This is a genomic window from Flammeovirga sp. MY04 (assembly GCF_001682195.2).
GTDB classification, from domain to species: Bacteria; Bacteroidota; Bacteroidia; order Cytophagales; family Flammeovirgaceae; genus Flammeovirga; species Flammeovirga yaeyamensis.
On sequence record NZ_CP003560.2, the window covers coordinates 591,875 to 615,055 of the forward strand.

Sequence of the window (23,181 nt, forward strand, 5' to 3'; positions counted from 1 at the left end):
TCGTGTATCGGTTCCATTAGCAAACATGACAAACTCTAAGATCTACTTACCTATGCGTAAACTTCTTCTATTACTCTTCACATTTTTGTGTTCACTTGCTGTTGCACAAGAAAGGAATGCGGTCGACTTATTTTTTAAGAATGCTGAAAAATTTAGAGCAGCAAAGGATTATGACCGTGCTATTTTAGAATATTCCCAAGCCATTTCTATTGCCGATTCCACTGCGAAAGTGCGTTATTGGAAAGGAGTGTGTTATCTTTTAACAAAGGATAGTGCCAATGCGATAAAGGATTGGAATAGAGCTTTGGAGTTAGATAACAACTATATCCCAGCTTACCTTGGTCTTTCGAGTATTTACGAAAACCAAAAGGATTTCGATAATTACAAGAAAGTGAAATCCATGTGGTTAGAACATGAGAAAGATCCTATCAAAAAGATCAAATTATGTCTAGAGACCACCAAATTCTTTTTCGATAAAGAAATGTATGATGATGCCCGTATCTACACTAAAGCAGGTATAGAGTTATCACCAAACGACATAGATATTTTATTCCTTGATGCTAAAATTGCCAACAAAATTGGAAAAAATCAGGAAGCCATCTTAACGATTGATAAGATCCTAGGAATGTATCCAAGCTATGCGAAACCACAACAGTTGGCAAAGTACAAATACGAAAAAGGATTGGCGTTCTACTTATTGGAAGATTACGATAGAGCAATGCCTATTTTAGAGGAGGCGAACATGGGACCGTATCAATCATTGGTGGCCAAGTTAAAGCCAGATTACTATTTCTCTGTAGCAAAAGCATACGAAGACATCTACGAGTTTGAAAGATCAAAAGATCTATTACATATAGCGATGAAGGTGGATAAAACCTACATCAAAGCCAACATCCTTCTAGCAGATATCATCGTCAAACAAGAGAACCACCACAAAGGGATTCATTATTTCGAATTAGGCCTGAAAGATTATCAAGGAAACGATAAAATCTACCTTCACGCCTATAACGAATTTATCGATATCTTAATTTGCTCAAAGAAATATGAAGAAGCTTTAGAATACTCTAACAAGGCACTAGCCAACTTCAAAAGAACTCGTAGCCTTTTATTCTTCAAAACAGTAGCTCTTTTCAAACTAAACAAAAGAGAAGAAGCGATCAACACTGGATTAGAATTGTTGAGCGATACCAACATCACTCCACAAGAGTTTGTAAAAGCCTCATTATTAATGGGACATATCTACGGTATGCAAGATCCACTAAAGTGTAAACAGTCGCTACAAGCAGCTAGAAAAGGGCCTTACTATCACGTAGCGTCTTATTCATTAGACCACTATACAATGATGTCATTGAATAAGCAGGCGTTGTAATAATAAAGAATATATCCAACTCTATATTTCTCATAAATAGAAAAGGCAACCTGATGGTTGCCTTTTTTTATTTCTTTGTTTTTTGTCTTAACCGAATCATATAAAGTAATCAGTCTGTGTAGGTGGTCCGTGTATCCGGTCCGTAGCGAGTAGCCAAGGCCGACTCGTTGAAGACGGAGATGTAACGGTTTTGTCAAAGCCTGAAACTCCTAACTCCTAGTTCCTGTCTCCTCACTAATAGTCTGTGTATCGAGGGGCCAAGGCCACCTCTCTAAGCTTCCCTATTACTTATTACCTATTACCTATTACTTAAAAAACGAGCGTTAACTTCGCCCCTAAGCTTTCCTCTCCACCACAAACTCACTCTTCGTCATCCTCTGTTTCTTTGCCTTCAACTTCAACAACTTCCCTTCCTTATGGTGTCTAAAGTAGTTGACACGCAGTTTTAAGATGAGAGGAACGAAGTATAATGAAGTGAAAATACACGTGAGGAGCATCAAGTCGTTCATAAAGAAACTAGTAATAAATACAGATGTTATAAAAACGACATTGAAAATAAGAATGAAAGTACTTGCTAAAGCATGAGTGATACCTGTTCTTATTAATATATGGTGTATATGTTTTTTATCTGGACTAAATGGAGATCTACCATTCAATATACGAATAGTGAAGATTCGTAATGTATCTATGAACGGGTAAATAAATAATGCAATAGCACAACTTATTGGAGCAGTGATTTTGTAAGCGTGATCACTTGGTAAGTGGTGATCTACATTCACAAATAGTATTAATGAACTTGATATAAAGAACCCTAAAACTAATGCTCCTGTATCTCCCATGAAGATACTTGCTTTTCCCCAATTGTAATAGAGAAAACCAATGCAACCACCTGCCATGGCGATCATCATGATGGAGTACATTTGTTCTCCTACAAGGAAGAACCAAACTCCTAAAATAAAAGTTATGAGTGCAGCAATTACACCTGATAAGCCATTAATACCATCAATTAAATTGAAAGCATTGGTAAGTGCAATAATGACAAATACACTTAAGGTATAACTAATACCAATGGGGAGTTGAATATCAGGGTATAATGTATATAAAGATTCAATGTGAATGTCTCCAAATACAACAACCGTAGAGGCTGCCATTAATTGGATAATTAACTTATTTCTTGGACTCATGGCCAACATGTCGTCTCTTACTCCCATAAAGAAGACAAGCATCAACCCAAAAAATAGGAAGTTGAGATCGTACATTCCTTCTTTTGGTAACCATAAACAGGTCGAAAGGAAAAAAGCTAGGAAAATACCCACACCACCCATACTCGGGATGAGGTCTGTATGTACTTTACGTCCACCAGGGAGATCAAATACATTATTCTTAATAATTACCTTTCTAACTTCAGGAACAGCGATCAATGCAATACTTAAAGAGGTCAGAAACGTTAGTGCTATTCTTAACATACGACAGTTGAAATAATTTTATAGTAACGGGTATTTAAAGAATAAAGTGTTAATTAATTCATTGGATTTTTAAAATCTCAACAAAAATTGAAAATAATTTTAAGATAACCTAAAAATTAGGATAAATGTTTATAAACAAAAAGCCTAAGACTTAAATCCTAGGCTTTTGTTTTAAGTTTATATTAATAATTACTTAATTAATTAGATTAAATAGTAGAAATTAAATAAAACTATTATTAATCTTTAACGTTCTGCAAGCTCTGAATAATGCTCCTTAAAATCTGCATACGTCAACTCAATCCCTTCTCTCAAATCCACTTGATGTTTCCATCCTGCTTCATGAAGATTAGATACATCCATTAGTTTTCTTGGAGTACCATCAGGTTTCGAACTATCCCAAACTAATTTACCTTCAAAGCCAACTACATCTTTAATGGTTTCGGCTAATTCTTTAATGCTTAAATCTACTCCAGTACCCACATTTACAAACTGCTTTTCATCATAATTTTGCATAAGGTAATAACAAGCCTCAGCCAAATCATCTACAAACATAAATTCACGTAGGGGAGACCCTGAACCCCAAACTTCAACTGTTGGGAGATTATTCACTTTAGCTTCATGAAATTTTCTTAAAAGGGCAGGGAGTACATGCGAGTTCTTTGGATGATAGTTGTCGTTATACCCGTATAAATTCGTAGGCATTGCAGATATGAAATTACATCCATATTGATCACGATATGCCTCACACATTTTAATACCTGAGATCTTAGCAATCGCATAAGGCTCATTGGTTGGCTCTAAGGTATCTGTCAATAAATACTCCTCTTTTAAAGGTTGAGGAGCCATTTTAGGATAGATACATGAAGAACCCAAGAACATTAATTTCTTGACACCTTGTACATAACTCTGATGAATTACATTGTTTTGAATCATCAAGTTTTCATACAAGAACTGTCCTCTGTAAATGTTATTCGCTAAGATACCACCTACCTTGGCTGCTGCAAGAAAAACATATTCTGGTTTTTCTTCTTCAAAGAATTGAGTAACGGCTACTTGACTGGTAAGATCTAATTCTTTAGAAGTTCTAGTAATAATATTACTATACCCTTCTTTCTCTAATTTTCTTACAATGGCTGAGCCTACCATGCCACGGTGCCCAGCTACATATATTTTTGATGTTTTTTGCATTCTATATCAATAATGCCCATGACTGAAATCATGGGCTAGTAATAATAGTTTTAGCAACATTAAAGTGTTACTAAATAATGAAATAGTTTATGTATTCAGTCTGTGTAAGGTGGTCTGTGTACCGAGTGGCCAAGGCCGACTCGTTGAAGACGGAGATGGAATGAGAGTATAATAGCCTTCAACTCCTAACTCATAATTACTATCTACAAACTAATAGTCCGTGTATCGAGGGGTCAAGACCGCCTCTCTAGATATGTAGTCGTAGGTATTGTTGTATAGAATTCTAGAGTTAAATTTGCTACCTGCTACCTGCTACCTGCTACCTGCTACCTGCTACTACCTATCATTCATATTGATTCAACACATCATGCCCACCATCTTTTAAATACTTGTCTTTTTTAAACAACTTAAGATCAGACTGCATCATGTCTTTCACCAAACCATCTAGATCATATTCCAATTCCCAACCTAACTTTTCTTTTGATTTAGTAGGGTCACCAATTAATAAATCAACTTCTGTAGGACGGAAGTATTGAGGGTCTACTTTTAAGACTACCTGACCAATTTCTACTTGATATTCTGGGTTGCTACAAGATTTAATTTTTGCAATTTCATCAACACCTTCACCTTCAAAATCTAACTCAATACCCACTTCTGCAAATGACATTTTTACAAAATCACGAATTGTAGTAGTTACTCCAGTGGCAATAACAAAATCTTCTGCTTTATCTTGTTGAAGGATTAACCACATTGCTTTAACATAATCCTTAGCATGTCCCCAATCTCTTTTTGAGTTAAGGTTACCAAGATATAATGTGTCTTGTAATCCTAAAGCAATTTTTGATACCGCTCTTGTTATTTTACGAGTAACAAAAGTTTCTCCACGAATTGGAGATTCATGATTAAATAAAATACCATTACATGCGTACATATTGTAGGCTTCACGGTAGTTTACTGTAATCCAATAACCGTATAGTTTAGCAACAGCATATGGAGAACGTGGATAAAAAGGAGTTGTTTCCTTTTGAGGTACTTCTTGTACTAATCCGTATAACTCAGAAGTTGAAGCTTGGTAGATTCTAGTTTTTTCAGTTAAACCTAATAATCTAACTGCTTCAAGAATTCTAAGTGTACCTAATCCGTCTACATTACCTACATATTCAGGAGTATCAAAACTTACTCTTACATGAGACATTGCACCAAGATTGTAAATCTCATCTGGTTGAACCTCTTGAATGATTCTAGTAAGGTTCATAGAATCTGTGAGGTCTCCATAATGAAGTTTTAATCTTACATTTGTTTCATGTGGGTCTTGGTACAAGTGATCAATTCTATCTGTATTGAAAAGTGAAGAACGACGTTTTATACCATGAACTTCATAACCTTTTTCAAGTAATAGTTCAGTTAAGTATGCACCATCTTGACCAGTGATACCTGTTATTAAAGCCTTTTTCATTTATATTTAAAAAGTTATTTTAAAAATTGTGTAAGTTTAGATAAATTTTTAATTGCTAAGGTATAAAAACCTCCAATATTATTTTCTTTTAATGCCCAATAATCTTCTTTCATCTTCTTTTTAATGGCTTTTAAACCATTGTTACTTGCTCCACCCATTCGCATTTTTACTATTGTTTTTGGAAGATACGCTGATGTAATACGGTTTTTACCAAAGTAACGCAAAATCAATTCATAATCAGCAGCAATACGTAATTTTGTATTATATAAGCCAAACTTCTTATAACAATCATTTTTTATGTATAAAGTGGGATGGGGGGGCATCCAACCTCTTTTTAATTTATCTTCAGAAAAAGAGCTACTTACCCAGTTTCTAACTATTTTGTTAGGATCTTTTTCTGAAACATAATGTAAATCTCCATAAACTGCATCAACATTATTCTTTTGAAAAGTTTTTACTATTTCAGAAATAATTGTGTTTGAAGCAAAGAAATCATCAGAATGCATAAAACCGACAACATCCCCTGTTGCCATTTTTACTCCTTTGTTTAAAGCATCATAAATACCATTGTCCGGTTCAGATATAAATTGATGAATATATTTTCCATAAGACTGTACCATCTGAACTGTACCATCTAGCGATCCACCATCAACAATGATATATTCAATATTATTGTAATCTTGAGCTAAAACAGAGGAGATAGTTTGTTGTAAAGTTTTTTTGTTATTATAAGAAGCAGTTATTATTGAGATTTTCATTTTATATGTCTTTTTCTAATTTTTACAGCAGGATTTCCCTGATATATGGAATATTTTTCTAGATTTTTTGTTGCTACTGATTGTACAGCTAAAATACTATGACTTTCTAAAATTACATTGGGGCAAACAACACTTTTAGCACCTACCCAACTTCCGGCTTTAAGAGTAATAGGTCCTGTAATTAGATCAAAAGTGATTCTTGTATAGTCATGGTTACCACACAATAAAAGTGCACCTTGTGAAATACATACATTGTCTTCTATTTTTACTTGATCTAGGTTGTCTATCCAAACATTTTCACCTATCCAAACATCATTACCTATGGTTAATTTCCAAGGAAATTTGATATTGACAGAGGGTTTAATAAGTACTCTCGATCCAATTTTAGCTCCGAATAAGCGTAAAACAAATACTTTTGAGAATGAAATAGGATTGTATGGATTTTTTAAGAATAATAAATTACAAAAGTACCAAAGTACTTCGGTAAATATATTTTTACCTCGGTTGAAGTTTGTATTTTGGAAGTGTTTTATTTCTACTTTATTCATATATTTAATTTAATAAACCTTGATAAAATCTAAACTCCAAATTGATTAATATGAATTATTGAAATAGTTTGTAATATTCATCAATTGGGTTATTAGTGTCTAAATATTTTTGACTAAACACGGAACATCCATTACTTTTTTCTATGTAATCACTTTCATGTTCAGTACAAAGTGTTTCAATGACATGAAACCATTTATCTTCATTAAGCTCAATATTGTTTCCAACATTAAACTCCTTTAACTGATCCCATGGGGAATGAGGAGAGGTAATGACTGGAGTACCTGCTATTAGTGACTCAAAAATTACATGACCAAAATTCTCTCCCAATGTGGGAAAGACAAAATAGTCGTAGTTATTAAAAGCTTTAGAGACTTCTGAAGGAGCTACTTCCCCTTTGTATTGTATTCTATTATCTTGTTGTATTCGTGCTTGGCATTTTTCCCAATAAAAGTGATCTTTTATAGGACCTATTATATCTAGAGTTATAGGTAATGTTTTATTTTTAAGTAGTATGTTTAAGAGAAATAAAAGGTTCTTCTTTTCTGTAATTAATGAAAGGAAAACCAAGCGTAAATTTCCCTGACTATCCTTGTATTTGTTTTTTTTTAGATAGTTGGGTTTTGTATTTGGTGTGTCTTTGATTAGAGCACAACGAGCTGAGGGGAAATATTGGGTTATATCCTTTTGTTCCTGTAGATCAGTAGCGTGCCATTTGAGATTTTTTAACAATCTTAACCCTTTTATAATCCATAAATATATACGCTTTTTTGTAGTTTTTACCTGAAGTGCACCAGCGTGTAACATTCCTCTTGGGGCAATGATTATTTTTGACCTATAGTTATTTAATTGGAGTAAGGGGTTAAGGAAAAACTTATATCCGTAAATGCCATTGATATATATGGTTGTTGGTTGAATATCTTTAACTAAAGTGACGATTTTTTGCTTATCCTCATTATTTGAATAATACACCTTGGTATACTTATTATAGCTTTGCCATATGTTATTTTCAACTTCTAATAAACTTCCGTCTAAGTCATAGGCTGAAGTATATATATATAACTCAGTATTATTTAAGTTTGCTACTAAGTTATTGAGGGAACTTACGATACCTCCTGCTTTTTGAGCAGGGGAAAAATATGGATATATAATTAAAATCTTTGGACTCATTTTTTAGTCAGTATGTTTTGATATAGACGTTCATAGGCTTTAGCTTGAAAGCATTGAACGTTAATTAAACCATTTTCAATCAGTTTTTTTCTTATTCCATCTTTTTTATGATTGTTTCTAGGCTCTTTTTTATAGATGATACATCATAAGGATCAATCAATAGTGCACCATTACCTGCAACTTCTAACATAGAGCTTATATTGGAAGTTAATACAGGGCGACCAATGCTTTGAGCTTCTAAAATAGGTAAGCCAAAGCCTTCATTGAGGGAGTAAAAGCACATCATATCACACAATTGGTATTGCTCTTTGATAGCAGCATCTGATATTTGAAAATGGTTTTCTTAGTGTATATTGTATTTTTTGAAGCCTTGCTCAATGGACTCATTGAGTTTGCCAATAATTACCAATATACAACTTAGACCACTTAAAGCTTCTAAAAGAACATGAGAGCAAGTAGATGCCCCCCTTGCGAAGCTAACATATAAGGTATTGTTTGTAGTATTTTCATTTTTTATGCTTTTGAACAAGGTCCTACATGAATAGAAGTTTCTTGATCATTTTGAATATCTTTTATTAATGTAAGCAAACATTCTGCAGCATTTTTTGGGTTCCATAGGTTAACCATATCCAGATAACCTTGTTCTGCCATCATTATACGCTCGGCAGGATGGTCTAAAAGATACTTTACCTGTTGGTATAGTGCATCTGTTGATTTACTTTTGAACACCATTCCATTAAAGCCTTCCTTAACCAAATAAGGAACTGCACCAATTTCATCTGAACCAACAAGACAACATTTATTACTCATAGCCTCGTTAGCGACTGCACCCCAACCTTCTTTTTTATCAGAAGTAAATAAGAAAATATCATGTCTAGACATTGCTTGTTGAATCTGCTCGTTTGGCACAACACCTTTTAAGTGTACACTGTCAGCAAGCCCAAAATCTTTTATCAGCTTCATTGTAGTAGATTTCATCACACCTGTACCGTACATGTTAAGTTTAAAGTTATAGCCATCAACTTGTAATCTCTTTGCCAATTCCACTGCCATTTCTGGATGCTTCCAGTCAATGAAACGTGAGCACCACATGAGATAGAATGGTTCATCAAGCCTCATAAAGTTATGTGTCTCATCTTCAAGCTCATTTACTTCGGTGAAATAACCCCATTTATAGCATTTACCCTCAAACATTTTTAATTTATATTGATCACTAGCAGCAAAAGCACTACAGCAAAGCTTATATAAAGGTTTCTTACTCCAACCGCCAAAATGATAAGCTAACACCATCTTTAATATTCTGGGAGATAAAAGATTTAACCATCCACGTTTAAGCATACGCTCGCCCATATCAAAAGATAACAACCCCTTCTTCATTCGAACTTTCTCGAATGGCAAAGCTTCATGACCACCGAAAACACAAACCTCAGCATTTAATGCTAAAAACATAGCTTTTTCGTACTCTTGTTTCGATTTCCAAGAACTTATTAGATAGGGTCGTTGGGAATAATCTTCTGTAGAACCTTTTTTTTCAATACATTTTGCAGTTTCCACAAAGATATAATCATCCCCTAATATTTTATAGAATTCATCGGCTAGACAAGCCTGATGGTGATTAAGCACTAATGAATAAAATACAAGTTTCATTAATTGTTATTTTCAATATCTGCCATAATCTTATTCCAAACTTTTGTACTAAACATTTCTTGTACATCTTCAGTTTGATTGGCATATTGGAGTTGCTCTTCAGTTGGTAAATTACAAATGTTTTCAATTTGTTTTTTAAATAGTTCTGAACTTGAATCTACTTTGAAGTATTTAATTCCATCTAGTTGTTTGTATGCTATTGTTGAAATCACAATTCTATTATGAAGTAATGTTTCAATAATTTTGGAAGGAAAATTACACTGATTTTCAGGGTAGCTTTCATCACGTGTACTTAATTGGTATGTCACATTATGCATGATGTTCAAGTAACATTTAAAAGATACTGAACCATGATAATTGATATTTGGAAACTTTGCTGCATACTCCTTGATCAGTTCTTCACCCTCAAGTACATTACCAGTAATATGCAAAACACAATCTGGCAACTCAGAAAACGCCTCTAACACCATAGGAGTTGACGCAATTACAGGTGAGATAACACCAGAAAGTAAAAATTCTTTATTGGGATTGTCTATCTTAGGATTTTCTTCACTTGTGGGAGGAACAACCCCAGGAAGTAAAGCACTATTCTTAACTCTAAACAAAGGAGAATCGGCTAAACAAATTAATCCATCTGCTTTATTTATCAACTTTAAGTACCAATAATTTTGCTTCCTCCAATTATTTGCAGGAGTAAAGTCTAAAACAATGATATTCAATTTTACTGATGTTTTGAACAACTTGATCAAAACAAACAAGAGGGCATTTATAATGTTTAGATTGTAAAGCCATAAAGAATCCTTCTTTTTTATTTGCTTGAAAATATACCACTGCTCCTGAAAAATAGCAAATCTTGACAAGATGCTTCCCTTCTTTCTCCAATTTGAATAAACAACTTCATAAGCATCATCTGTTAGCCGTGGCAATTCATCTTTTACAGTCAAAGGCATTAAGGAATACAACTTATCAAAACCGCCACCACTTTTTAGATTTCGAGAGAAATTTGCAGCAGCAAAAGACAATTTGTATTTAGCTACTAATTCATCTGGCAGTAAAAAAGTTTGTAATATACGCATTATAATATTTTTATTTTAGCCATTTTATTTATTCTATATTTAGTATATTATTAACACAATAAGAGTCAGTTAGAGAACAGTATATTTGATAATTGTGTTTAATGAGAAATACTCATTAAGCAACATAATTATTATCTGTGAGAAAGCAACAATCAGGTAAGTTTCTATTCCTACTTTTTGAAACATAACAGACATATATTTAAGATGTTTGTCAATCCTCGATGACACCATAAAAATTATGAATGTACCACTTAACGCTCCTATTATCAAGGGTACTAGGGGTAAAACAGAATTAAAGCATAAATCCAGCCTCCAAAAGTATGAAATACCTGCAGTTACAAAGAATAAAATCAACATAAGCCAAAAGTTTTGAATCTGCTATTACAGAGTTGAGTCGTTTCAACTCAGCACCCATTACAATTATGAATGTAGCGAATGGTGTAGAAGACATTGTCGATGTAAACTGAATTTTATAGAAACTTAAAACACCACTAATTGTTGCAAACATAAAGGCACAACCAAATAAAAGATATCTGTTTTTTATATTATTAATTAGTTTTGCAAAAAGAGACGCAAGAAAAAGTACAGGAATAAACCATTTAGCGTAAGCACCCCATCCATTACGAATCCAAAGGTTGAAATCAACCCATCCTTTAGGTACATCTATCAATAACACAACTAATGAATACCAAAAAAGGGGAGTAATAGTGTTCGTAATTTTCTTTTAGTAAAGGTTATAAAATCTGTCTTTTGCCAGTTTGTAGTCCAACCTGATGCAATGAAAAATAAGGGCATGTGAAAAGCCCAGATGAATTTAGACAAAGCAGATGGTATTGATGTATGTCCTAATACCATTAATAGAATACCTATTCCTTTGGAAACATCCAATCATTTAAGTCGATTACTTTCCATTTGTTTGTTATTGATTTCTATACTTATTTTCTAATTGGTTGGTAGATACTGTTATTTACATCTAAATATGCAAATAACAGTAAGGTATATAATGTAAGTGGATATAACAATTGAGTGTCTGTATAGGGGCGCTGCAAATATCCTAAAAATATAATTAGAACAGCATATTTGTATTGGCGTTTGCGTTGTCCAATTATCAATAGCAATAAAAGGGGCATATATGTTACTACAACTCCGATAATACCATCAGATGCCCAATTTGTAAAAAAATTAGCACCTACAAAGCCTTCTTTGGCTGAAACAACTGTAGCCAAATTGGTAGCGCCTACGCCTGTGACTGGAGAGGTTTTGAAAATCCTCCAACATCTTTCCATTAGTTCAGATCTATTATCGCCAGCAAAGGTTCCTGTTTCTTCATTTACTGTAAAACGTCCAAAAATCGCACTATCTAATCCCTCATTAAATGAAGCTAAACCTTTTAGCACAAGAATAAAAAGAATTAATGGTAAGAGAATTTTCTTCCGTTGTTTTTTATAAAACAAAAAGAGGTATATAGTAACTTGTATAAAAAAAGCCATAGAAAGCGTAGAAATCAAACCAAAGAGCAAAAGAAATTCTATTTTTTTATTATTGATAAATAACTTATTGAGAAGCAAGGCAAAAACACCCCAAAATGCCAATGCCCCTGGTTCATCATAAAATCCAGCATTACGACTAAAACCTTCAAAAGCTGCATTCGTGGTAAACAAACCAAAAAAATATCCTGTTCGACCATCCATCTCGATAAATACTGATATAGGCTTTAACAAGCCAAATATAACAAGTATAAAACCTATAGAACCAGCAATAGCTTGGAAGGCTAACCAGTAATTATAAACGTTAATAAATTCAAATTTATTTTTATAATTTAATTGTAAGCCTAAAATACTAAATGTAATTATTAGCAGAAAAACTCTAGTAAGATAGGATGAATCTATATGAAACAAAGAATAAAAGGTCCATACTAATATTTGAAGTAAAATAATAAATGTTATTATCTTCGGTACAAATCGAAAAGTAAATTTGGATAATGTAACTACACCTGTCAGTACAAAGAGTAAAATATAATTTGTTTTATAAAACGGTAGCCAGCCCATTAAATAAAAAACACATGGCCAACCTGCTACCAATGCAAAGAAATATAGAAAGTACCTGAGTTTTAAATATGGTATTATAGCTTTGAACATCAGTTTATTAAATTACAATATTTCTATATATTTCAACAAGACGGTTGGCATTTGCCTCTCTATCATGACGAGCAAGTGCGGCTTGTCTTTCATTGGACGACAATTCAGCGAAGTCTTTCTGCTCATATAAACGCATAATGGTTTGTGACAGCATTTCTATTTCCTCGTAGCGGTACATATACCCTGTTTTACCTTCTTCAATCAAAGCTGGGGTGCCTCCACAATAAGATGCTACCGTTGGCACACCAAGAATCTGAGCTTCACAAAGACTGTTAGGTGAATTTTCAATGGCAGAGGGCATCACATAAACATTCGCATCTAAGAATGCTTGTTTCATTTCAGATTCTGTCAAATTTCCTAGAAAATTGACATTCTTTTCCAATCCAAGTTTCTTTACTAATTTGCGAAGGTAAAGGTTATAACCCTGAAAGCGAAGTAAACTTTTAAAATCTGAATTCAAAACACTAAAACCACAAAAGTTAACTTCAGTTTCAGGATAAGACCTTATGACGATAGCCAATGCCTTTAAGACCTGATGAGCTCCTTTTAAGGGGGCACCACTATTGCTTACAAATACAGTATGTTTCTTACAGTGTTCAAGCCTCCAGATAGGTTCCTCGTAAAAGGAATCCCTAAGCGTTTCATTCATAAAATGGTAATTGAGTTTTGGGTTGATTGTCATCACATGATCATGATCCCACTGAGTACGCCCGACTATATCAGTAATTTGTGTAATAACATAGTTTTCACATGCTGCACGATGTCTAAAATTTCGCTTTGTATTTAAAAGAAAAGTGTTTCTATAAAAATCAAGAGGGGTAATATTGGCAAGTTTATCCCAAAATGAAAGTCCACCTTCTGCATAGCGAGTATACGGACCTGCTAATCCTTGAATGTTTGCCAATGTTTTCACTTTAGCCTCGTTTGCCATACATACCGCTTTAGCAAGTGAGTGTTCGGTTCCATGTATATGAATCAAGTCTGGTTGAAAAAGGCTCAGTGCTTCTTTACAACCAACCCACTGTTGCTTATCTATTTTTGACATGTTTTTAGATGGCACCAAATAGTAAGTGATACCATCAATATGATATTCCTCAAATTTGCTACCGTAGGAATACACTATCACGCCCAACTGTAGGCCTGGCATATTTTTTAATAGAGCCTTCGCTGAAGAATACAACCAACCACAATGTGCAGGTACTTCTTCACCAAGGTAAGTACACAATGGAGGAAACTTTACCAAGGAAACCCATAAAGTTCTCATATTATACTCTTAACTTTTATAATTACTGACAAACTCCTGACAACTATGCTTAAGATTCTTTGCAAGTTCTCTCCAAGTATTTTTATTAGGAGGAATATTAGAAGCCGTAATTGGTAATGTAGTTTCAAATTGTGGAACCAATACTCCTTTATCCACTTTTACCACATTAAACAAACTCTTTATCCCATCTAACCTACACTTACTCTCTTCAGTATCTTGACCTTTTTCTAAATAAATAACTGGTGTCTCCATTCCAAGACTTGGAAGAGCACAATGTATACGTGACGTTATAACTAAGGAAGCTTCAGCATACTGCTTAACAAGGCGTTCCGCTTCGTTAAGGCGATCTAAATCAGTCTTAAAATGTGTCTTGTAAAAATCATTTTCTTGATTTACATATATGGACTCCATAACAACCTTTCGGCTGAATATTCTTGAGTACTCTTTAAAGTAAAGGGCTGTTTTTAAGGCTCTTAATATTAAGTTCCTCCCATTATGTAGTGAAAGTTGCTTATTACGATAAAGCGTCAATATGTCCAGAGGATTTTGTATAATCGTAGAAATAGCTTTGATCTTGTTATCCCAACTCATCTCTACATTGATATGAGGATCTACTATGTATGATTTGTTTCCCCTCTTTGATGAACGGTATTTTTCTCCAAGAGTTAAAGTAAGACAACCAGAAAAATAAGCCTCTACGCCTTTACTATTTAACATCTCCATGGTATTAAAATCACGACACCCTATTGGTTGATGACTTTTAAAAAAATCTATGCTTACAGGAGAAAGCATTTCTTCTTTAACAACACTGTTCAAATGGAAAGAAATTAATAAAGGGTCTATTAGTTTAGAAGGTGGCCATTTTTCTGGACTGTGCATGTACCAACCGTTCATAATCATTTTACATGGATCTCCATCATAATCTTTTAGTTCTTCGTCTCTATCTATAAAACCATCTATTTGAGGTATAAATTGAGATCCTGCAAGTGCTTGAACATAATCTCCAATATTTACACCTGAATTACCAGTAAATTTAGAAACGGCTAATAATTTATAGTTCATTTTCTGAATATTCATTGTTTATTATTTTTAGGCTTTGTTTAGTACCTTGTTATATACGTTCAATATCTTGACACCATAGTTATCAATAGAGAAATTTTCTTGCGCAAATTGCTGGGCGTTATGGATTATATCTTGTTGGTCTATTTCGACAGCATTTTGCATTGCTGCGACGCACTCATCTATGTCGTTAAACAACAATCCAGTTTTGCCATCAAACACGAAATCTTTAGTCCCTCCAGAGTTGCGACCAATAACTAAGCAGCCATAAAACATGGCTTCTATGGATACACGTCCTAAACCTTCATTTTCAGAACACATCAAGAAAGCAGTTGCGAGGCTCATATATTCCTTTACTTTGTCATTTCGACCTAGAAATTCCACAGCATCTGATAACCCTTCGTGCCCCACGATTTGGTTTAATTTTGACAAATATTTAGGATGAGCTTCGCCGATTATTTTCAATTTAAAACCATTGGATGCTAGTCCCGACTTTGCAAAGGCAGAAATGGCAAAGCCACACCCTTTTTGTTCTGTCAAGTATCCAGCACAAAACAGAAAATATTTTTCCTTTGGCATCACAAGACATGAATCATCTTTGCTCCTTACGGCATCCGATATAACATAAGCATTCTTGCGTTCCAAAGAAACATAATGTTCAAGAACAGGCTTAGAAATGCCAATTACAGCATCGGTTTGTTTTAGCGTATTATAATATTTTTTCCATCCTCTTAAGGGCATCCAGCCCAAGGCCAAGTCCATAAAGCCCCGAAGATGCCAGACAGATTTAGCTTTAAGTATCTTGGCTATATTATAATTAACCGACATAACTGTATTGTTGGCATGAACGATGTCTATCTTCCTTCCTTTCAAGATTTGTTCAATATTTTCTGCACATTTTCGGTTTTTACGATAGAAAGTCAACTGGTTTGGAATAAATTGTACAACATATTTGATATATTGATGGAATTTTACAGGTTTTCCTACCAAGTCTTCTTTAAAGTCAGACACGATACATTCTACACCATTTTCGGTAAAGTAATCATACACAACGCCTTCTTCTCCAACCATGACAATAGGATGGACGTATTCCTGAACTGATTTAATCAAGTCCATGAGTGAATAAGTTGCACCATCAAAATTTTTGGAAGCGAATGTTACGTATAAAACATTTATCATCTTTCTACTCATATCGTTTTGTGATTTATTTTTCGGTTAGTAATTCCCACCACATTTCCGCTATGCGTCTCTTTGAGAATCGTTCTGTAGATATGATAGCTTGCTTTGCCATACGATCCAAAAGTTTCTTATCACTCATCAATGTTTTCATTCGGTTTACGTAATCGTCAATATCACCTTCCTCTATAATTACACCATTCTCGTTATTAGTAATAATATCGTGTAATGATGCGTAGCTATCAAAAGCAATGGGTACTGTACCCATCTGTTGTGCCTCGGTTAGGGTCAACCCCCAAGATTCACTCCTTGAAGTCATCATAAAGATGGATGCTTCTTTATAGTAGGGAATGGGATCTTGCCTACCTTCAAGACTTACATCAGGGATATGCTCATCTTGGATTATGCGTTCATACAGGTCTCGATCATTACCATCGCCTACAATTTTGAGTGTCCAATCATTTGCAATTGGGTTTTGTTTCACACGTTTCCAAATTCGAAGCGCCAATGATAGTCTTTTTGATGGTTCATCGAAACGCGCTACAATAAGTACCTCTTTTTGTTTTGAGAGCTCATCAAAGCTAGATTTAACATCAAAAGATAATGCGTTAGGAATAACCGTATAATTTGAGTGGTCATGTATACCTGCAAATTCACCATAAGACTTAATGAAATTATGACAAAGTAACACCACACGGTCCGCAGACTCATAAGCAATTCTATAGGCTGAGGAAAGTTGTTTTTCCTTACGGATCGTTGTTAATGGGTACATTAGTATACTTTTAATCCATCGGGCAAAATCAATAAAAGAACCCGGTTTATATTTAATGATATCACCAAAACGCCCAAACACAAGTTCCCATCGTGGCTCAAAATGATGTGCAAAAACAACTTTACATGCTGTGCCCTCTACAGCAGCTTTGAATCTAGATACATGAATAAATGCCCCTTGTACAATAACGCAATCTATACGGTTTTCATCTATAATATTCCTAAGTGCTTGGATATTCTTTGACAATTCCTTTTGAGGTTTCCAAAGGAACTCTTTAACGAAACAATCCTCTTTGGGGGTATCAGCAGGTTTTTCATAAATAGAAAAGCATTTCGCACCATACTGTTTTGTTAAAACACTAGCTACAGTAACGGTAGTTCGCTCTGTGCCTCCTTTGAAAGAGTGTACTTTTCCGTATGTTTGGTAGAGGATGTTCATTTATTAAACTTATAGTAAATTAATTGGAAACGGTGCAGAATCAATGAGGGGTTGTAAATCGATATATCCTGGCTGCCAAGACAAAAGCTCTTTTTGAATATCTTTCAAAGGAAATTCATAATTATCGATAATAAAAGGAGTTTCTCTATCTCTTCTTATTGAGAGAAAGAAATCATGAAACTTAAAATGACCGCCAATAAGAGGCTTACCAAACTCAACCCATACATTAGGTATTTTATAAGCTTCAGCCATTATCAATCCATGAAGTGAAGCTGAAATAATATTTTCACAACTACATATCTGATCAATTATATCTGTCCATTTCTTATAATTAGATAAATCAATCACTAGTATATCTTGTCGTTCTGATATTTGTACACCATCAATTGTAAAATCATCTATTCTTTCTAGATTAGAACGATGGGGTATAAAACCTATTGAATATTCTTTTTTAACACTAGGCTTGTAATGAAGTGGTATCAATAATGCTGGGTCACCATATACCTCTGGGCATTTAACACCTTGCTCCAATAACTTTTTTCGTGTTAATGGTCCTCGAACAGCATACACTTTGTTAGGTTTAATGCTTAACACATTCTTTTCATCAATGATCCCTGCTCCCCAAATCTCAGTATTCTTTCTACTGAGCATGTCTATAACTGAACCTATTACAAGATAGTTCTTAAGATTTAGGCGGTACGCCAAAGAATATTGGTTGAATACAGTAATCGGTCGCTTGATAATTTCGCGAAGGAAAAAATAGTTAATATCATCTCCCCAATTTTCGCTTATCACCTTTCCTTTTTTATGGTATACAAAGGCATTAACTAGTACTGGTCGTTGTAATAACTTTAAATTTTCTTTTATTTTTATTAAGATTTGAATCATTTAGGACTATTATATTTATTCTTATAAATTTGTAAAAACTTTCCACCTACTTTCATTAAGGTATTCCTCATAAATAATTTTTCATTATTATTCATTCCTATGTAATAAAAAGTAGTTATACAACTACTGCACGTAGTTATGACTACTAAACTCAACCGGATTAAACTAGGGCGCATGATTAACGATAATGTCATTGGAATCATCAATGACATAATTATCACGGCAACATTTCTGACTAAAACCTCATGTATAAATTGACCAACCTTAAACTCTGGAATTAATTTTTTGATAAAAATCAACCGAAATATTAAGGCCAAACTAGCACAACTGACACTCACTATGAAAGTAAATTCCGCTGGTAAACCGATCGTAAATAAAAGATAAGTAATTGGCAAAATTAATAACGAAAATCCTCCAATTACGAATTGATACAATTTTATTTTACCAGTAGCAGATACTGCAGCCATCAAAGACCCCGAAATCGATTGTATTAATGCCTCTATTAAAATAAGTTTTATAAAAATCACGGAATGTTCAGGTACTTTTTTTAGCCAAAGTTGTAGTATATATTCTGTTTCCATAAATACAGGAAGCATCAATATAAAAAGCAAAATAAATGAGAATTTTGAAGTGCGAATCACCAAATTAGACATATACTCTTTGTGATTTGTAGCATATGATTTAATAATCTGTGGATTGCTTGCCATCTGAAAATTACTCACAAAAGACGTAATTGTACCAGAAACTTGGTTGGCAACTCCCAAAGCTGAATTTACAATAACACCGAAAAAAATATTTAATATTATACTTACTCCCTGTGTTTTTGCGACTAAAGAAATCGCTCCAAATAAATTCCAAAGAGAATAACTAGATAACTTTTTATATAATGCCTTGTCATTTACAATTAAGAACTTTGTTTCTTCAAAATATATCCTCGAATAAATACGATAAATAGCAGCTATGGCTACGCTAACACCAAAAATTAAAAGAGCGTAGAGTTCTAGTTTATCAAATGTAATGTACGACAGAAAAAACACAGTGCACAATTTTAGCAAAACATCCGTAATGCTTAAATATGCAAAAACACTCATCTTCTCGTGAGCTATAATAAGTGCACTATATGGAGCTTGGATTATTGTAATTGCAAATGACAAAACGGAACAATGATATACCCAAAGGGCTGCTTCAAGCCTTACTTCCGGCAAATTTAACTTAAAAGTGACAAACCATAATCCTATGGTTTCAGCAAATATTACAACTGAAATAGCTATACAAATGTGAATGATTTGTGCAGCATTAAATGTTTTACGTAGTTGAACATGATTATTTTCACCAATGTCATATGTTAAAAAGCGTTGTGTTGCAGAGTTCATAGCACCGCTTAAGAACCCAAACGTAATTACTACCCCACCCACAACATTATATATACCATAATCTTCAATACCTAGTACATTTATGACCACACGAGATGTATACAGTGATACGAACATAGTGAGTATCATACGTAAATACAGCATTATAGTATTACTAGCGATACGTTTATTATTTTTACTAGAGTCCATTTTATAGATAAAATTTCCTACTAATTAATTTACTGAATAACTATTGATTTTATTTCTTCCACTTTTAATAGGTTCTGATTTAACTCAAAAAACTTCAAATTCCTTTTAATTTTATCATCATTCCAATTCCACCATTTTAATTCAAGTAAATATTCAATAATTTTATCATCAAAACGTTTTTTATTTTTCTTGCTGGTATCCCACTTACAATAGAATATGGTTCAACATCTTTTGTAACTATGCAACCATTAGCTAGTATAGCACCACTTCCAATTTTTACCCCAGATAAAATTGTTACGTTATGCCCAATCCAAACATCATGTCCTATTTCAACACCTCCTTTTGTTCGCTCTTTGTTTGGAGGATCTTTAAGTGTTCCTGGGTGTTCTTTCCCAAAAAAGTGACGATAGAAAGTATACTGCATAACAGGATAATTATAATCATGATTTTCTGTGATAATATTTATATTTTCCCCAAATGCACAAAACGATCCTATTTTAACTTCTTGTGAGCCTTGTATAGTAAATTTCCCATTATGATAGCTCATTTTTCCAGCAGTAACACGCTTTGTACTTTCTATTAGGTAAGGTGCGGTATCTGCCTTAGATGATATTTTTATGATTTTCTTCAATACTTTCAACATAGAAATATATTTTTAATTTAAAAAACTAGGGTTTTAACAGCGTTTACTTTTGTATAGAGTAACTCCTTTTCGTGGTTCCTTTTATTAAATTGACATATTGTCCAGCGTTAAATTGAAAATTAACTGTAGGAGGTAAACGTAATTCTATAGCAATAACATCATCTGTGAGTTTTTCAATTTTATTTATTTTAGAAGGATAAATTTTGGAGTCGTAAATTGTGATATCTCCAAGATCTTCAATATCTAATTTAAGGTTAGATTTAGGTTTTGTATTACAAGAAAGAATGTGATTGTTTTCTTTTTCTTCGTCTGTTAGAATAAGATCCTCTTCAATTCTTTCGGTATTTCCATCTAAAAACTTTAACCTTACAAGCACTACATCTAGCTTTTAAACAGCTATGTTCCAAATGTATATTATTTCTTTTTACAGCATCAAATATTGTTTCATTTGAAGCACAATCGAATTATTTATTATTTTTTATGAAACAGTGTGTACATATTAAATTCTATCTACATTTTTCTTTTCAACAACCACTTTCAAACCAATTTCCAAAAGAATTAATTCAATCGTACCATTCTTATGCGTTCGAATCACATCACCTTCTTTCCCCATAAACGCTCCTTTTCGCATTAGCACTCGATCACCATCAGAAATTTCAGCATTAAAGATTTGATCTTCTTCTTCAATTTCACCCATAAAGCGCTTGAATGCATGGATATGAATATCTTTAATTATTGCGGGTTTACCTTGCCAGAAAACATAACGAACTGCTCCAGGATCTTGAAGTGCCTCCCAACGTTTATTCTCTTCAATTTTAATAAAGCAATAAGAAGGCATGGCTGGGATAGTTACCTTTTTTTTACGATCACTCCATTGTCGGAGAGTGGTGTACATAGGACAATAGACTTCGAAGCCCGCTTTTTCCAAACGATCTGCAACTTTTTTTTCGTTGCGTGGTTTGGTGTAGATGGCCATCCATTGTTTTTTGTTTTCTGTCAATATTATATAATTATTATCCCCAGGAATGAATACTTGGGCTTTTGATACGGTTATTTGTAAAAACTAGCCCTAATGTTGTCAGTGGCTCTATTCAAATAATTTATTAACGATTCATTTTATTTTTAAAATCTAAAAATAAATTATAATGTATAGTTCTTATATCTTGAATAATATCATTGGCAATTTCATTATCAAAAGCCTGAGAAGTGAGATTTCTGCTTTTATGCATTTTCATCCAATCAGTCCCATTACTTATAATATTGTCTTGAAAGCTTTGTTTAATAACAGGGTTTGGTCCACTGATATCAACATAGCCTTTTACTTCTTTTAAATAATCTTGAAGGACTTTCCATGATAACTCATAAGTATATTCAAAAGCCTTTATTAGACCTTGTGCCTCCATCTCATTCAGATTAGGATGCTGCATGAACCTCTCAAGTTGAGCAAAAGCTCTTTTGAAATTTTCAAACCGTTGTTGATATCTTAATTGTTCCATAGGTATATTTTACATCCCCAGGAATGAATTTCTGGGCTTTTGAAACTTTTTTATTTAAAAACAACGTCTAATATAAATTCTTGTTTCTACCTAATTACTATATGTTCACACATAATATGTGTAGACAGTCCCTGAAACCGGTATGTGTATCTAGGGCATGTAACCAGCCTGTGTAAGCAGCTCGTGTACCGAGGGGCCAAGGCCACCTCGTTGGAGACGGAGTTGTAGCCTACAATTATTTAAGATTAGAGGTATGTTTATTTAGATGTCTTTTCAATAAAATCTATTGAGAAATTATATTATTCTATCTAATTTCTTCTTTCAATATTAGGATCAAGTTCATCTATAAAATAACTTACCTGCTACCTGCTACCTGCTACCTGCTACCTGCTACCTGCTACCTGCTACCTGCTACCTGCTACCTGCTACCTGCTACCTGCTACCTGCTACCTGCTACCTGCTACCTGCTACCTACTACCTACACTCCATATCTTCAACATATTAGAAGAGTCCTTTCCATCCACCTCATCCACTCTTGTGTATGAAATAGACTTTTCAATAGTATTTTCCATTTTTAGGATCAATTGATCGAGATATACTAAATCAATATCTCCCACAAGGATTAATTCAATCTTATCGGTTTCTTTACCTAGAGCAAGATCTCCGATTAGATAGACTTCTTGTAGATTTCCTAAACGGTTTAATACGTTTTCTATAATAGTATCAATCCCTATGTATTTTTTTATGATTGCCTGTATGTCGACAAACAAGGGATGTGAGGTATTTACCTTAAAAAATTTCTTGTTTCCTTCAAAAAATGACTCGAGCATTTGTGCTTGCTCTAGTCGGTTCAATTCCACTCTTACACTGTTGGTGGATTCGGAAAACTCTGTGGCTAATCCTCTTAAATAGGAAGTGTTAGCGGGGTTTAGAAAGAATTTTAGAAGGAGTTTTAGTCTGGTTTTGGAGGTAATTAAGGCGTCGATCATACTAGGTAGTAGGTAGTAGGTAGTAGGTAGTAGGTTTTCGCTTTTTTACATAAATAAATTAACATTACCTCTTACTTCTT

General features: G+C 33.7%; 26 protein-coding genes. 2 read left to right on the forward strand and 24 right to left on the reverse strand.

Annotation, left to right across the window (positions count from 1 at the left end):
* The first annotated feature begins 25 nt into the window (after window positions 1-25).
* Window positions 26-1,369 carry a tetratricopeptide repeat protein gene (locus MY04_RS02430; protein ID WP_066205798.1) on the forward strand — a complete coding sequence of 448 codons (1,344 nt, stop codon included), beginning with the start codon at window positions 26-28 and terminating at the stop codon, window positions 1,367-1,369.
* 335 nt (window positions 1,370-1,704) lie between these two features.
* Here MY04_RS02430 and MY04_RS02435 read toward each other — a convergent pair whose 3' ends face one another.
* The 11 genes from MY04_RS02435 to MY04_RS28315 all read right to left on the reverse strand — a co-directional run bounded on the left by MY04_RS02435 (window position 1,705) and on the right by MY04_RS28315 (window position 11,531).
* The gene (locus MY04_RS02435; RefSeq protein ID WP_066205799.1) at window positions 1,705-2,835 is read right to left on the reverse strand and encodes a glycosyltransferase family 4 protein; all 1,131 of its coding nucleotides are present in this window, start codon (window positions 2,833-2,835) and stop codon (window positions 1,705-1,707) included.
* A 243-nt stretch (window positions 2,836-3,078) separates the two neighbouring features.
* Complete coding sequence (gene fcl, locus MY04_RS02440) at window positions 3,079-4,023, reverse strand: GDP-L-fucose synthase (protein ID WP_066205802.1); 945 nt, start codon at window positions 4,021-4,023, stop codon at window positions 3,079-3,081.
* 343 nt (window positions 4,024-4,366) lie between these two features.
* A complete protein-coding gene (gmd, locus tag MY04_RS02445; RefSeq protein ID WP_066205804.1) occupies window positions 4,367-5,479 on the reverse strand; it encodes a GDP-mannose 4,6-dehydratase in 1,113 nt (370 codons plus the stop codon).
* A gap of 14 nt (window positions 5,480-5,493) precedes the next feature.
* Window positions 5,494-6,237, reverse strand: a complete 744-nt coding sequence (locus MY04_RS02450; RefSeq protein ID WP_066205807.1) for a glycosyltransferase family 2 protein — start codon at window positions 6,235-6,237, stop codon at window positions 5,494-5,496.
* Window positions 6,234-6,785: a WcaF family extracellular polysaccharide biosynthesis acetyltransferase gene (locus MY04_RS02455; protein WP_066205810.1), complete on the reverse strand. Its 552-nt coding sequence runs from the start codon at window positions 6,783-6,785 to the stop codon at window positions 6,234-6,236. The genes MY04_RS02450 and MY04_RS02455 overlap by 4 nt, the downstream gene beginning before the upstream one ends.
* Before the next feature lie 55 nt (window positions 6,786-6,840).
* The gene (locus MY04_RS02460) at window positions 6,841-7,953 is read right to left on the reverse strand and encodes a glycosyltransferase (protein ID WP_066205813.1); all 1,113 of its coding nucleotides are present in this window, start codon (window positions 7,951-7,953) and stop codon (window positions 6,841-6,843) included.
* Window positions 7,954-8,044: 91 nt separating this feature from the next.
* Complete coding sequence (locus MY04_RS02465; RefSeq protein ID WP_084005735.1) at window positions 8,045-8,239, reverse strand: glycosyltransferase; 195 nt, start codon at window positions 8,237-8,239, stop codon at window positions 8,045-8,047.
* A gap of 227 nt (window positions 8,240-8,466) precedes the next feature.
* Window positions 8,467-9,600, reverse strand: coding sequence for a glycosyltransferase family 4 protein (locus tag MY04_RS02470; protein ID WP_066205817.1), 1,134 nt, complete (start codon window positions 9,598-9,600; stop codon window positions 8,467-8,469).
* Window positions 9,600-10,676 carry a hypothetical protein gene (locus MY04_RS02475; RefSeq protein WP_066205819.1) on the reverse strand — a complete coding sequence of 359 codons (1,077 nt, stop codon included), beginning with the start codon at window positions 10,674-10,676 and terminating at the stop codon, window positions 9,600-9,602. Before MY04_RS02475 ends, MY04_RS02470 begins: the two co-directional genes overlap by 1 nt.
* A 292-nt stretch (window positions 10,677-10,968) precedes the next feature.
* A complete protein-coding gene (locus MY04_RS02480; protein WP_066205822.1) occupies window positions 10,969-11,352 on the reverse strand; it encodes a hypothetical protein in 384 nt (127 codons plus the stop codon).
* A 2-nt stretch (window positions 11,353-11,354) separates the two neighbouring features.
* On the reverse strand, window positions 11,355-11,531 hold the full coding sequence (locus MY04_RS28315; RefSeq protein WP_442899786.1) for an acyltransferase family protein: 177 nt from the start codon (window positions 11,529-11,531) through the stop codon (window positions 11,355-11,357).
* Between MY04_RS28315 and MY04_RS28150 the strand changes: the two genes are divergently transcribed.
* Window positions 11,485-11,622: a hypothetical protein gene (locus MY04_RS28150; RefSeq protein WP_236941092.1), complete on the forward strand. Its 138-nt coding sequence runs from the start codon at window positions 11,485-11,487 to the stop codon at window positions 11,620-11,622. The two genes, MY04_RS28315 and MY04_RS28150, sit on opposite strands and share 47 nt — an antisense overlap.
* Here MY04_RS28150 and MY04_RS02490 read toward each other — a convergent pair.
* From MY04_RS02490 to MY04_RS02550, 13 genes are all read right to left on the reverse strand, one after another.
* The gene (locus MY04_RS02490) at window positions 11,612-12,814 is read right to left on the reverse strand and encodes an O-antigen ligase family protein (RefSeq protein ID WP_066205833.1); all 1,203 of its coding nucleotides are present in this window, start codon (window positions 12,812-12,814) and stop codon (window positions 11,612-11,614) included. The two genes, MY04_RS28150 and MY04_RS02490, sit on opposite strands and share 11 nt — an antisense overlap.
* A 7-nt stretch (window positions 12,815-12,821) precedes the next feature.
* Window positions 12,822-14,078, reverse strand: a complete 1,257-nt coding sequence (locus MY04_RS02495; RefSeq protein ID WP_066205837.1) for a glycosyltransferase family 4 protein — start codon at window positions 14,076-14,078, stop codon at window positions 12,822-12,824.
* 9 nt (window positions 14,079-14,087) lie between these two features.
* Window positions 14,088-15,155 (reverse strand): polysaccharide pyruvyl transferase family protein, encoded by a 1,068-nt coding sequence (locus MY04_RS02500; RefSeq protein WP_084005736.1) that lies wholly within the window; start codon window positions 15,153-15,155, stop codon window positions 14,088-14,090.
* Window positions 15,156-15,167: 12 nt separating this feature from the next.
* Complete coding sequence (locus tag MY04_RS02505) at window positions 15,168-16,328, reverse strand: glycosyltransferase family 4 protein (RefSeq protein ID WP_066205839.1); 1,161 nt, start codon at window positions 16,326-16,328, stop codon at window positions 15,168-15,170.
* Between the two features lie 13 nt (window positions 16,329-16,341).
* Entirely contained in the window at window positions 16,342-17,523 is a 1,182-nt protein-coding gene (locus tag MY04_RS02510; protein ID WP_066205841.1) for a glycosyltransferase, read from the reverse strand.
* A gap of 9 nt (window positions 17,524-17,532) precedes the next feature.
* Window positions 17,533-18,411 carry a polysaccharide pyruvyl transferase family protein gene (locus tag MY04_RS02515; protein ID WP_084005737.1) on the reverse strand — a complete coding sequence of 293 codons (879 nt, stop codon included), beginning with the start codon at window positions 18,409-18,411 and terminating at the stop codon, window positions 17,533-17,535.
* Window positions 18,408-19,973, reverse strand: coding sequence for a lipopolysaccharide biosynthesis protein (locus tag MY04_RS02520; protein ID WP_066205844.1), 1,566 nt, complete (start codon window positions 19,971-19,973; stop codon window positions 18,408-18,410). Before MY04_RS02520 ends, MY04_RS02515 begins: the two co-directional genes overlap by 4 nt.
* A gap of 136 nt (window positions 19,974-20,109) precedes the next feature.
* Window positions 20,110-20,616, reverse strand: a complete 507-nt coding sequence (locus MY04_RS02525) for a CatB-related O-acetyltransferase (protein WP_066205847.1) — start codon at window positions 20,614-20,616, stop codon at window positions 20,110-20,112.
* Between the two features lie 43 nt (window positions 20,617-20,659).
* Window positions 20,660-20,992, reverse strand: coding sequence for a hypothetical protein (locus MY04_RS02530; RefSeq protein WP_066205850.1), 333 nt, complete (start codon window positions 20,990-20,992; stop codon window positions 20,660-20,662).
* Window positions 20,946-21,056 carry a 2Fe-2S iron-sulfur cluster-binding protein gene (locus MY04_RS28320; protein WP_084005997.1) on the reverse strand — a complete coding sequence of 37 codons (111 nt, stop codon included), beginning with the start codon at window positions 21,054-21,056 and terminating at the stop codon, window positions 20,946-20,948. Before MY04_RS28320 ends, MY04_RS02530 begins: the two co-directional genes overlap by 47 nt.
* A 59-nt stretch (window positions 21,057-21,115) precedes the next feature.
* Complete coding sequence (locus tag MY04_RS02540) at window positions 21,116-21,616, reverse strand: UpxY family transcription antiterminator (protein ID WP_158297526.1); 501 nt, start codon at window positions 21,614-21,616, stop codon at window positions 21,116-21,118.
* Window positions 21,617-21,719: 103 nt separating this feature from the next.
* Window positions 21,720-22,112: an HI0074 family nucleotidyltransferase substrate-binding subunit gene (locus MY04_RS02545; protein ID WP_066205855.1), complete on the reverse strand. Its 393-nt coding sequence runs from the start codon at window positions 22,110-22,112 to the stop codon at window positions 21,720-21,722.
* 467 nt (window positions 22,113-22,579) lie between these two features.
* Window positions 22,580-23,101, reverse strand: a complete 522-nt coding sequence (locus MY04_RS02550; protein WP_066205859.1) for a hypothetical protein — start codon at window positions 23,099-23,101, stop codon at window positions 22,580-22,582.
* Window positions 23,102-23,181 lie beyond the last annotated feature (80 nt).